At 53.4% G+C, this 11,903-nt stretch carries 13 protein-coding genes; 9 read left to right on the forward strand and 4 right to left on the reverse strand.

From position 1 onward, the window contains the following. Window positions 1-120: 120 nt before the first annotated feature. A complete protein-coding gene (gene slmA, locus ACCI51_RS12465; RefSeq protein ID WP_299585172.1) occupies window positions 121-729 on the forward strand; it encodes a nucleoid occlusion factor SlmA in 609 nt (202 codons plus the stop codon). 95 nt (window positions 730-824) lie between these two features. On the opposite strand, the gene ACCI51_RS12470 is transcribed toward slmA, so the two are convergent. Beyond that, entirely contained in the window at window positions 825-1,424 is a 600-nt protein-coding gene (locus ACCI51_RS12470; protein ID WP_371843842.1) for a hypothetical protein, read from the reverse strand. Between the two features lie 49 nt (window positions 1,425-1,473). Further along, on the reverse strand, window positions 1,474-2,124 hold the full coding sequence (gene pyrE / locus ACCI51_RS12475) for an orotate phosphoribosyltransferase (protein WP_371843843.1): 651 nt from the start codon (window positions 2,122-2,124) through the stop codon (window positions 1,474-1,476). A gap of 114 nt (window positions 2,125-2,238) precedes the next feature. Between pyrE and ACCI51_RS12480 the strand changes: the two genes are divergently transcribed. Next, window positions 2,239-3,006, forward strand: coding sequence for an exodeoxyribonuclease III (locus tag ACCI51_RS12480; RefSeq protein WP_299585166.1), 768 nt, complete (start codon window positions 2,239-2,241; stop codon window positions 3,004-3,006). Between the two features lie 105 nt (window positions 3,007-3,111). Here the strand turns inward: ACCI51_RS12480 and rph are convergent, their stop codons facing one another. Continuing rightward, entirely contained in the window at window positions 3,112-3,831 is a 720-nt protein-coding gene (rph, locus tag ACCI51_RS12485) for a ribonuclease PH (RefSeq protein WP_299585164.1), read from the reverse strand. Window positions 3,832-3,940: 109 nt separating this feature from the next. Between rph and ACCI51_RS12490 the strand changes: the two genes are divergently transcribed. The 3 genes from ACCI51_RS12490 to ACCI51_RS12500 all read left to right on the forward strand — a co-directional run bounded on the left by ACCI51_RS12490 (window position 3,941) and on the right by ACCI51_RS12500 (window position 7,877). Continuing rightward, window positions 3,941-4,828, forward strand: a complete 888-nt coding sequence (locus tag ACCI51_RS12490; protein WP_371843845.1) for a YicC/YloC family endoribonuclease — start codon at window positions 3,941-3,943, stop codon at window positions 4,826-4,828. A gap of 104 nt (window positions 4,829-4,932) precedes the next feature. Continuing rightward, window positions 4,933-5,487: a rhomboid family intramembrane serine protease gene (locus tag ACCI51_RS12495; protein WP_371843846.1), complete on the forward strand. Its 555-nt coding sequence runs from the start codon at window positions 4,933-4,935 to the stop codon at window positions 5,485-5,487. A 650-nt stretch (window positions 5,488-6,137) separates the two neighbouring features. Continuing rightward, window positions 6,138-7,877, forward strand: a complete 1,740-nt coding sequence (locus ACCI51_RS12500; RefSeq protein ID WP_371843847.1) for a S8 family peptidase — start codon at window positions 6,138-6,140, stop codon at window positions 7,875-7,877. Window positions 7,878-7,960: 83 nt separating this feature from the next. Here ACCI51_RS12500 and ACCI51_RS12505 read toward each other — a convergent pair whose 3' ends face one another. Next, window positions 7,961-8,503 (reverse strand): carboxymuconolactone decarboxylase family protein, encoded by a 543-nt coding sequence (locus ACCI51_RS12505; RefSeq protein ID WP_299585156.1) that lies wholly within the window; start codon window positions 8,501-8,503, stop codon window positions 7,961-7,963. Window positions 8,504-8,659: 156 nt separating this feature from the next. Between ACCI51_RS12505 and ACCI51_RS12510 the strand changes: the two genes are divergently transcribed. The 4 genes from ACCI51_RS12510 to rpoZ all read left to right on the forward strand — a co-directional run bounded on the left by ACCI51_RS12510 (window position 8,660) and on the right by rpoZ (window position 11,860). After that, the gene (locus ACCI51_RS12510) at window positions 8,660-9,256 is read left to right on the forward strand and encodes a TetR/AcrR family transcriptional regulator (RefSeq protein WP_371843849.1); all 597 of its coding nucleotides are present in this window, start codon (window positions 8,660-8,662) and stop codon (window positions 9,254-9,256) included. A 141-nt stretch (window positions 9,257-9,397) separates the two neighbouring features. Beyond that, window positions 9,398-10,642 (forward strand): sterol desaturase family protein, encoded by a 1,245-nt coding sequence (locus ACCI51_RS12515; protein WP_371843850.1) that lies wholly within the window; start codon window positions 9,398-9,400, stop codon window positions 10,640-10,642. Between the two features lie 232 nt (window positions 10,643-10,874). After that, window positions 10,875-11,495 (forward strand): guanylate kinase, encoded by a 621-nt coding sequence (gene gmk, locus ACCI51_RS12520; RefSeq protein WP_371843851.1) that lies wholly within the window; start codon window positions 10,875-10,877, stop codon window positions 11,493-11,495. A 101-nt stretch (window positions 11,496-11,596) separates the two neighbouring features. Further along, window positions 11,597-11,860 carry a DNA-directed RNA polymerase subunit omega gene (gene rpoZ, locus ACCI51_RS12525; RefSeq protein WP_299585148.1) on the forward strand — a complete coding sequence of 88 codons (264 nt, stop codon included), beginning with the start codon at window positions 11,597-11,599 and terminating at the stop codon, window positions 11,858-11,860. Window positions 11,861-11,903 lie beyond the last annotated feature (43 nt).

Genomic DNA, 11,903 nt, shown 5'->3' on the forward strand with positions numbered 1-11,903 from the left:
GCGTATTTGCGCTTGGCAATTGAAGACAGACGTACGAATGGGTAGGATTCCGCCGCCGTAATATTAAGGCGACAAGAGCAAAAACCACCGTCCGCCCCCCAAGTGGACTAAAGGCAGTCAATGAGCAGCGAAAAAATCAATCGGCGTCAACAAATACTGGAAGCTCTGGCACATATGCTGGAGGCCAGTCCCGGCGCACGTATTACAACTGCAGCCCTAGCCAAGGAAGTTGGCTTTTCTGAAGCGGCGCTATACCGCCACTTCCCCAGTAAATCAAAAATGTTCGAAGGTCTAATAGAATTTATCGAGGAGACCATTTTCAGCCGTATCGCACTGATCCTACAGGAGGAGCCCTCGGCGCTGGAGCGTTGCCAGAAAATCCTGCACCTTCTCTTGGCATTCTGTGAGCGCAATCCGGGCATTACTCGCCTGCTGACGGGCGATGCGTTAACCGGCGAGACCGAGCGCCTGCACGGGCGTATCCTGCAACTATTCGATCGTCTGGAAACCCAGATTCGCCAGATTCTGCGCGAGGCGGAACTGCGCGAGCACCTGCGCCCGACACTGCCCCTGGGTGGTGCCGCCAACCTGTTGCTGGCCAGCGCTGAGGGTCGCATCGTGCAATATGTGCGCAGCGGTTTTAAACGCAAGCCCACCGAGTACTGGGCCGAGCAGTGGCCGGTACTGACCTCCGGCTTTTTCCGCGAAACCGTCGCTGCAGCCAGGTAACATAACTGGCTGCGCGACTGCACTCGTTAACAATTCAGTGGGATAGGGATAAGCGGACACGCACTTGTGCAATGCAAGGGAAAGTCCGCAAATACTCAGGACCTGGAGGTGATTTCCGCGTAGCGGGCCGCGGCCTTGTCGAACTCCGCCGCGATGGAACTCTCCTCCTCAGCCCTCCGCTGGAGTCTCTCGCGCAAAACGGAAACTTCTTTTTGCAAATCGGCGATACGCTGTAGAAGCTCAGGGGCCACCTCGCGGCCCCCGCGCTGAGTGCGTGCTGCCTGCGCCTCTTCCTGGGCGATCTGGCGACTGAGGCTGGTGATATTTGAGTGCATAATTGCCATATCCTGCTCGACAATTGCCAGCTTGCGTTTGCGCGCACTCTCTATGTCGGCAAGGCTGTTGTAGCGCTTGAGCAACTTGCGATCCGCTTCTTCACGCGCTTGCTGTTGGCGCTGCGCCTCGTACTCTTCCGGACTCAATTGCGGGGGAACCACCTCGATCACCCGGCCAGAGAAATTGAGAATCTCGTAGCCCCGGGCCACATACCCCGGTGGAATCGCTTCATTGAGCACCGTAATGCCCTGCTCATCGGTATAGCGGTAGAGCACCTGCCCACTACCCGCGGCATTCGCCAGGGCGCTAAGCAGCAGAGTAACGGTGAACAGTAAGCGCGCTATAGGGGCGATTCGCATCGCTCTTCTCACTAAGTGGTGCGGCCCGTTAGGACGGTGGACTATTTTATTAACCCGTTACGCCGTAACGCTGCCGATAATTCACAATTTTTTGCAGAGTCTCGCTGTCTTGAGATTCCTGCTCGAGGAAACTGATAATGTTGTCCAGCTGCACAATGCTGACTACCGGGATATTAAACTGTCGCTCGACCTGCTGAATAGCGGAGAATTCACAATCCTCACTGGCTTTTTCCTGGCGGTTCAAACCAATCACCACTCCGGCCGCCTCGGCACCATGGGATTCGATAATTTGCATTACTTCACGCACGGCAGTGCCCGCGGTAATTACATCGTCGATAATCAAAACCTTGCCATTAAGCGGCGCACCCACTAAGGTTCCGCCTTCGCCGTGATCCTTGGCCTCTTTGCGGTTGTAACAGAAAGGCTTATCAATGCCCTTTTGTGCCAATGCCACGGCAGTCACCGCACCCAGCGGGATACCCTTGTAAGCCGGCCCAAAAATGACGTCAAATTCAACTCCCGAAGCGATAATCGCCTCGGCATAGGCCTGCCCAAGTGCGGCCAATGCCGCACCGGTGTGGAAACGGCCGGCATTGAAAAAATAAGGGCTTTGACGGCCTGACTTCAGAGTGAAGTCACCAAAACACAACACCTGATGATCCAGGGCCAGTTGGATAAAATTGCGCTGATATTGCTGCATGGAAAATTGTTAACTATTAGCTAAGGTGAAGGGAGACCTCCCCGTAGCATTTCCGGGGATAGGCATGCAAATAATGTTTCTAATGATACACAGTCCGCTGGTAAGGGGCTAATAATGCGAATAGTGAGCTTGTCTGTTGACGGCATTCATCAGGCCGCACAACGCGGCCTTTACGATTGGTTGGCCGAGCAGGATGCAGATATCATCTGCCTACAGGACCTCCGTGCCCTGGAGCCCGATCTCGACCACCCGATATTCCACCCCGATGGCTATTACAGCTATTTCTTCGACTCGGGAACGCCCCATGAAAACGGCGTGGCGATCTATACTCGCAGCCAACCCAAAGCGATTATTTTCGGCATGGGTTTTGCCAATGGCGAGGATATGTACGGGCGTTATTTACAGGCGGACTTTGAGCGCTTGAGTGTCGGATCCCTACTCGCCCCAGTGGCCACCGACGAGGCATCGCTGGAGAAAAAAGTTCAGTTTTTCGACGATATGCAGGCGCATCTCCATAAAATCAGTCGCAAGCGCCGGGATTTTATTTTCTGCGGTAACTGGGGCATGGCACACCGCCGCGCCGATGTGCAGAACTGGTCCGATCACCAGGACAATCCCGGCTTTATGCGCCATGAACAACGCTGGCTGGACCAACTGTTCAATGAAATCGGCTATGTCGATGCCTTCCGCCGCGTAGTCAAAGACACTGATGAATTTAGCTGGTGGCCCAGCGGTGTGGTGGGCGAGGGCGATGGCTGGCGCACCGATATGCAGATCGTGTCACACGGCCTGAAAAACCGTATCGAATACGGCGCGATCAATAAAAACGTAAATTTTTCAAGTCACCTGCCAGTGATGATGGATTACGATATCGAAGTGTAACTATTCTGGGGCCAGGGCGCTCCGGGCGCCTTCAATCCGCTGATTCGCAGAGCCAATCAGCGGATTGTGTTATCCCCAAAGGGGTAATGACGTACCGCCAACTTACTATTGATCCAGCGCCTCTTGCTGAAGGGCGATCAATTCATCAATACCCGCCTTGCCCAGCCCCAGCATCTGCGCAAATTCCTTCTCGGTGAAAGGCTTGCCCTCCGCCGTCCCCTGAACCTCGATCATGCCACCGTCCGCCGCCATCACCAGATTCATGTCGGTATCGGCCGTGCTGTCCTCCGGATAATCCAAATCCAGCACCGGCTCGCCATCGTAAATACCTACAGAAACAGCAGCGACCAGATTGAGTAATGGATCTTTATCGAGGGATTTTTCCCTTTGCATGTGTCGCAGCGCATCTACCAGTGCCACACAAGCGCCCGTGATCGCCGCAGTACGAGTACCGCCATCGGCCTGGATCACATCGCAGTCTATGGTGATCTGGTTTTCGCCGAGTTTTTCCAAGTCCACCGCCGCACGCAGAGAGCGGCCAATCAGGCGCTGAATTTCTACGGTGCGGCCACTCTGTTTGCCCTTGGCAGCTTCACGGGGCATTCGCGAGCCCGTAGAGCGCGGTAACATGCCGTACTCAGCGGTGATCCAGCCGCTGCCCTGACCGCGTAAAAAGCGCGGCACTTCACTCGATACTGAGGCATTGCAAAGGACTTTAGTATCGCCGAACTCCACCAGCACAGAGCCTTCGGCGTGGCGGGTATAGTTTCGGGTTATTTTAATCGGACGCAATTGCGCGGCTGCGCGACCACTGGGACGCTGCATAGCTCACCTCAGACAATGAATGAAAGCCCAGCATTATATACCCCCACATAGATATCCGAACGCTGTGCTATCATGCCGGGCCGATAAATACGCCTGCAGGGGATCAGCAATGGCCAATAACCGGGAACAGAACAAGGTGCGAAGCATGACAGCTTTCGGCCGCGCCGAAGCCACCTATGCCACTGGAACCGCCATTTGGGAGCTGCGCTCGGTTAACCACCGCTACCTGGAACCCCATTTTCGCCTACCCGAAGTCGCGCGTCCCCTGGAAGCTCAGCTGCGCGATATTTTGCGCAAAAATTTATCCCGCGGAAAATTGGAACTCACCCTTACGGTAAAAGCCAACAGCGTGGAAAGCACTGGCCTCGAAATCAACCAGCCACTGGCACAGGCACTGGTTCACGCCGCCAAACAGGTGGCCGCCAGTGAGGACACCCAACCACTCAACCCTTTACAAATCCTGCAGTGGCCCGGCGTGATCAGCGAACCGGAAGCCGATACCAAGCAACAATCCGCCACAATATTGCACGCGTTTCGCGAGGCGCTGGAACAGCTGCATGCAAACCGCGAGCGCGAGGGCGCAGAACTGGCCAAGTTTATCGAGGCCCGCCTCAAAGGTATCGAGGAGCAGGTTGCCCTGGTGCGCCAGCTGTTGCCACAAATTTTGGAAGCTCAACGGGAAAAACTGCGCACCCGCCTGGAGGAACTCTCTGTCGACCTGGACAAAGACCGCCTGGAGCAGGAGATTGTACTTCTCGCGCAAAAGGCCGATGTGGATGAGGAGCTGGATCGTCTCAGTGCCCACACAGCAGAAACCCGCCGTGTACTCGCCGGTGGCGGCGCCATTGGTCGCCGCCTGGATTTCCTGATGCAGGAATTTAATCGCGAGGCCAATACCCTTTCGTCAAAATCCATTGTGACTGACACGACCCAAGCCGCCGTAGAACTGAAAGTGCTGATTGAGCAGATGCGCGAGCAAGTGCAGAATATTGAGTAAGAAAGTAATAGGGGCTTTCGGAATACAAATGAAAGCCCCAAAGTCACACTCTTCGAGAGAACCTTTCCACTATCTATCCCGCCTCTAAATAAATAGCAAAACGTATGCGAAAGAATATTAAATGGGTTGGAGCTATATTTTTAGTATTAGCCACGATTGAGATAGTCAATATACTGACTGGCCGATCGCTAAACTATTTTGGTCTGGTCCCAAGATCTCTCAATCATCTACCCCATATTTTTTCCGCTCCTTTGCTGCACGGAAGTATTTGGCACTTTCTATCAAACATATTTACCCTGTGTGTTTTTAGCTTTTTAGTATTACAGTACGGAGTTAAAACCTACCTGAAAGTGACACTGACCATTATTGTTGCCACCGGGCTTGCCGTTTGGCTTTTTGCTAGAGGCGGAAACCACTTGGGATCAAGTTCCGTAGTCTATGGCTACCTAGGGTTTTTACTACTGGCCGGATTTATCAGTAAGCACTTCAGTCGATTAATCATATCTATTTTTGTAGGATTGGTTTATGGCGGCCTTATTTTTGGCGTGCTACCGCAAGGAAATTATATCTCTTGGGAATCGCACCTCTTTGGTTTTATTTTCGGCGTATTAGCTGCGAAATTTTGGGCACACGCCCCTAGTTACAGCATGGCCCGATAAATTGAACCCAAACCTAAATCACGAGCTATTCAGCATTTAGGGTCGTCACACGCAGCGAGCACTCAGTAGAATTCATATAATTTTCCAGCAGAAAAAATATGAATGCTCCAATGGCACTTTTAAGAAAACTCCAAACGCCCTTTATCTCCTGATGAAAAGCTCATCCTCTCTCCGCCAGGCACCGATCCAGAAAAAAAGGCCTTGATCCCGTAGATCGAAAAATCCAGAGTTACAAAGCCCCCAAAGACATAACGTGAATTCCTACCTAAAAGAAAAATTGTGATCGTTTTTTTTAGGGTTTTTCTCGCTCCCCTCAACACGTCCCCTGCGAACTGCGACACATTTTTCCGATAGATAAATTTTCAATACCGGACTTATTTCTCAAATTTTATAAATTTGTCGCTTTAAGACACATAAGTTGTCATGTCTCGGCTGAGGACAATGATTTCGACATCGTTATACATTCGTACCAGATTGAAATTCTGGTACCAAAATTGCTTTCTTTAGCTGCCAATTCCCCATTTTGGGTTTATTTGGAGCGCTCGGTTGATAGATTTTTTTCTATTACCCGGAAGGCTACTCAGGAGTGACCGGTTTGCCGCAATAGCGGCCGACAACCGGTTAACAACAATTTTGGAGAAATAACAATAATGACATCACCACTGAAAGGTTTGCTGCAAAAGACGGCCCTAGCGAGCATATTCTCACTGTTGTGTACGACCCCCTTCGCCGCCCAGGCTCAGGAAACCGACAATCAGCTGTTCACCGATCGGATCATCGTCAAATATAAAGAGAGCGCCAAGGCCGGTCGGACCGCGACCATGGCCAAGGAGACGGTGGACAAGGCCTCACGTCGTGCCGGTCACAAGATGCGCCACCTGCGCCGCATGGCCACTGGAGCACAAGTAATGCGCCTGGAAGGACGCAAAAATAAGGCGGAAATCAACGCGATTATTAGCCGCCTCAAACAGGACCCGGATGTGGAGTATGCCGAGCCGGACCGGATTATGCGCGCTATGGCGGTGCCTAACGACCCCAGCTACCTCAATCAATGGCATTACTTCGAATCCACCGGTGGCTTGAACCTACCCGCCGCCTGGGATGTAACCCAGGGCGAAGGTGCTGTTGTCGCTGTCCTCGATACCGGTTACCGCCCTCACCCCGATCTGGTAGGCAATATACTGCCGGGCTACGACATGATTTCCGACACCTTTGTCTCCGTGGATGGCGACGGTCGCGATAGCGATGCCACCGATCCGGGCGACTGGTACACCGATAAGGCCTGTGGCGACGATCCGCGTATCCCCTCTGAAAGTGACAGCAGCTGGCACGGCACCCATGTAGCCGGCACTATCGCAGGGGTCTCCAACAATAATATGGGCATTGCAGGCGTCGCCTACAAAGCTAAGATTGTCCCCATTCGCGTGCTCGGCCGCTGCGGTGGCTATACCTCGGATATCGCCGACGGCATCATCTGGGGTGCCGGCGGATCTGTCAGTGGTCTGCCAACCAACACCAACCCAGCCCAGGTACTTAACCTGAGCCTCGGCGGTGGCGGTAGCTGCGACACCACCACGCAAAATGCCATTAATACCGCGCGCGGTCTCGGCGCTACCGTAGTTGTTGCCGCTGGTAATGAAACGGATAACGCGAGCCAATACAGCCCCGCGAGCTGTAATGGGGTGATTACAATTGCGTCCACCAATCGTAATGGCGGTCGCTCTTACTTCTCTAATTACGGCAGCGTGGTCGACATTGCGGCACCGGGGGGGGCACAGAGTTTTTCTAACGACCCCGATGGGATCCTCTCCACGCACAATAGCGGTGCTACCGTCGCCGGTAGCGATAGCTACGTTTACATGCAGGGCACCAGTATGGCCGCGCCTCACGTGGCCGGTGCCGCCGCGCTGCTCTATTCAGTGAATTCCAGCCTCACCCCGGACGACGTCGAGTCTATTCTGACCACTACAGCACGTAGCTTCCCGGCCTCCTGCAGCGGCTGCGGTGCAGGTATTGTCGATGCCGCAGCGGCAGTGGCCATGGCCACTGGCGGCAATAGTGGTGGTGATGGTGATGGCGGTGATGGAGAAGGCACTGGTGCCAGCTGGACGGAAACCAACCTCTCCGGCGGCTGGCGCAGCCGGAGGGACTTCACTATCGAAGTGGGATCAGGCACCTCCTCCCTGAACGTGCAGATGTACGGTGGCGAGGGTGATGCAGACTTGTACGTGGGGCATAGCAATTCTTCACAATGGGCATGCACTTCCGGGAATTCAAACAATAATGAGAGCTGCACCATCAGTAATCCTCAGTCAGGTACCTGGACTATCACCGTATACGGCTACAGATCCTATACAGGTGCAACTCTAGAAGCCGAAGCCGCACCTTAAGTGGCAAACTGAACTTAACGCCATAGAAAAAGGCCGGCATAGGCCGGCCTTTTTCTCACTCTCCCACAACAGCACCAGCCAAATTAACGTACAAAAGAAACAAATTGGGCATCTACCGGTGTATCGGCAAGGTGATTGATGTAATTGCTCATCACTTTCTGCGCAACGCCGACAATAATGTCCAGCATATTTTGCCGGTTATAACCGGCACCATAAAAGCGCTCCAATACCTGATCAGATACCACTCCGCGCTCACGTACAATCGCCAAAGTAGTATCTCTCAACACCTCGAGCTTTTTGGTAGGTAGAGGAGTTTTGTTACGCAACGCTTCGTTAATTGCATCATCCACTTTCATAGCCTTGGCAATTGCACTATGCGCCGGAACACAGTAATGGCAATTGTGTTCAACATTGATAGTTTGCCACACCACCGTCATCTCCTCAGCATTAAATGAACTATCAATGAAGTGCTGATGCAGGTCCTGGTAGGCCGCCAGGGCCTGGGGCGACTCCGCCATCACCCCGTGCAGGTTGGGGATAGACCCAAAAGCTTTGATGGATTTCTGTAACAAGGGTTTACTGCCTTCTGGCGCACTGTCGAGATCATAAACTTGGAACTCTTTCATCGCTAAACCTACCTTCTCTCTCTGGGTTAAATAATTGAGCGATCGATCAACTAAGCTCAGGCTATAGAATTTTGAGCGGTCGTTCAATAACAAATGGTAATTGGCGTATTCCCCCCAGCAGGGTAGAATTTGAGCAGTCGCTCAATTGGAGGCAGTATGGCCAATACCGCGAAATTCAATCGTCAGGAGGTTCTACAAAAGGCAACCTGGCTATTCTGGCAAAGGGGATTTCACGCCACCTCAACCCGTGACCTACAGCAGGCCACCAACCTGCGTCCCGGCAGCATTTATGCTGCTTTCGGCAGTAAGTCTGGACTTTTCAAAGAAGCTCTTCGCTTTTATGCCCAGAATCGCACTGAACTTCTTCAGCAGTGTATCGACGGAGGAAAAACCACCATAGGTGGCTTGCGCACTTATTTTCGTCACATGCTATTGGACGGCGACGCTAATACCCCGAATGAGCTCTGCTTGCTGGCCAAGGCCATCTCTGAACTGGACGAAAGTGAGGAGGAGCTACTGGGCGAAGCTCGCACCCTCTTGGCTGCACATGGGGCCAAATTCCGCCAATATGTAGAAGAGGCGATGGCCAATGGGGAGCTGTCGGAAGATACAGATTCAGACCTGCTTGCCCGACAATTGCAGGTCCAGATGATCGGGCTGCGCACCTTTCTCCGTGCCACTGCTGACCGTGCAGCAGTTGAACACATGATCTTGAAGTTGTTCGATTCGGCCACTGCACGAACAACAGGTTAAAGAGATTTATGGCGGGGAGACTGATTTTTGCGAGCGAACACTGACGGATTTCGGAATCCAGCTCCTGTGAATATTTGTCCGAGTGGATCTGTGTGGCACAGTTCGAGGTAGACCAAAGCGCAATAACAATAAGAGGTCGCCGTGGATCTAATTACCTTCGCTATCCCTTTTTTTCTGATCGCCGTGCTCACAGAGCTCGCCCTGGACCGCTGGAAAGGGTGGGGGGTTTATCGCCTCAATGACGCCCTGGGTAATTTAAGTACGGGTATCCTCAGCCGCACACTCGGACTGACTTACAAAAGCCTATTTCTGATAATTTACCTTCCGCTTTTTCAACTGTTACAGCCCTATTATCAAGCCGTCGGCTTCAACTGGTCCCTGAACAATGGATGGCATCTGTTACTGGCCGTCCTGGCCTACGATTTTTGCTATTACTGGAAGCATCGCCTCTGTCACGAAGTGAATGTGTTCTGGGCAGAACACTTAGTGCATCATCAGAGCGAGGACTACAACCTGACCACCGCTCTGCGCCAATCCAGCGGTGGTTTGCAACTGGATTGGGTTTTCTACCTGCCCCTCCTACTCATTGGCCTACCCGCGGAGATGGTGATCGCGGCCGGTGCCATCGATCTGATCTACCAGTTCTGGGTACATACGCAAAAAATCCCCAAAATTCGCTGGATGGAATGGCTGCTGATTACCCCTTCCAACCACCGTGTGCATCACGCACAAAACCAAGTATATGTGGATAAAAACTACGGCGGCATCCTGATTTTATGGGACCGGCTGTTTGGCACCTACCAGGAAGAATTGGAGCAGGAACCCTGTATTTATGGTGTGCGCAAACCCCTCAACACTTTCGATCCGCTTGCAGCCAACCTGCAGCATCTGAAACGTATGGCCCAGGACGCCTGGTACACAAAAAACTGGTGGGACAAATTTACCCTTTGGTTCCGCCCCACCGGTTACCGGCCCGCCGACGCCGAGGCGGCAATGCCGGTACCCTCCACCGACCTGGCGCACTTCCAGCGCTTTGATCCGCAGATCCGCCGGGGCCTGCGCTTTTACGCCTTTGCTCAACATCTATGCTATTCCACCGCCACCCTGGCTCTATTGTGGTACTACCAAAGCCTAGCCTCAGGCGCGCTGCTGACAATTGTTGCCCTCTTGGTTTTTAGCTTGGTGATCAACGGCCGCATCCTCGACAACCACCCACTGACAAAGTACCTGGAGCCTCTGCGATTGGCACTCTATGCCGGGGGGCTGACACTGTTAAATGCACAATTTGTCCCAATTTTGGCCATCTATATCACTATCAGTGCTCTGGCCTGGGGGTGGTTGGCAATCAGTGGTAAAGAGGATACAGTCGCTGTCGTTTGCGATTAGCAACAAGGGGTGAGTCTCAGCCGCAGATTTTTGGTGGTGGCTGAACAAACTCCCGCTGGGCGATCCCGGCCGGGTTCAGGTGGCAGTTTGTAGCGCCTCCTGAAACTCCCAACACCTACCCCCCAACTCCGGCCGGGGTTTAGCCTTTCACTCAATCTTCCGCGACTGCTAGCCTCCGCTCGGGTAGCCGCTTCGGTTATAATGCACGCTTTGCCCTCGAACAGGATCAGTTGTGCAAACAGGAACCCTCTATACCGTATCCGCTCCCTCCGGTGCGGGGAAAACCAGCCTTGTGAAAGCGCTGGTGGATAGCGACAACCAGGTCACCGTTTCTATTTCCCACACCACTCGGCCCATGCGCCCTGGCGAGGTAAATGGTGTCGACTATCACTTCGTGGGGCGGGAAGAGTTTCTGGCGATGCTTGATCAAAATGCTTTTTTCGAGCATGCCCAGGTGTATGGTGATAACTACTACGGAACGTCCAAGGGCAGTATCGAAGAAATTCTCGCCAGCGGCCGCGATGTAATCCTGGAAATCGACTGGCAGGGCGCTGCACAAGTGCGCCGGCTGCACCCGGAAACCATCGGTATCTTTATTTTACCGCCTTCCCAGGAGGCCCTGCGCGATCGCCTCACCGGCCGCGGTCAGGATGATGAAACGGTCATCGAACGCCGTATGGACCAGGCCATCGATGAAATGGCACACTACGTAGAAGCCGATTATCTGGTCATCAACGACGACTTCGAACAAGCCTTGACCGAACTGCGCTCCATCTTCACCGCCCAGCGCCAGCGCCTGCTACAGCAACAAAAGCGCCACGGTGCGCTCTTGCAGGCACTGCTACGCCATTGAGGCGGTTGATCGAATTGCGTACACTCCGCGGTCCGGTAAAATAACCGGCCCTCCGAACAGAATTCGCCCTCCCCGGGCACAGCGAATGGAACCGAAAGTTTATGGCACGTATTACTGTTGAAGATTGCCTGGAGCACGTAGACAACCGCTTCGAACTCGTTATCGTGGGCAGCAAGCGCGCCCGCCAGATCGCTACCGGCGGCCACGATCCGATGGTTCCAGAAGAGAACGACAAGCCCACGGTACTCGCACTGCGCGAAATCGAGGAGGGCTTGGTGGATGCGAGCATCCTCGACCAACCAGATCGCGAAGAGGCCCCCGCGCCAATGGCAGCTCCGGCCTATCTATCCGACCAGGATATTTGATATCAGTCCGTTCTGGCTGAGAGTTTTGTGAGTTATATGAGAG

Source organism: Microbulbifer echini, assembly GCF_041447225.1.
Classification (GTDB): Bacteria; Pseudomonadota; Gammaproteobacteria; order Pseudomonadales; family Cellvibrionaceae; genus Microbulbifer; species Microbulbifer echini.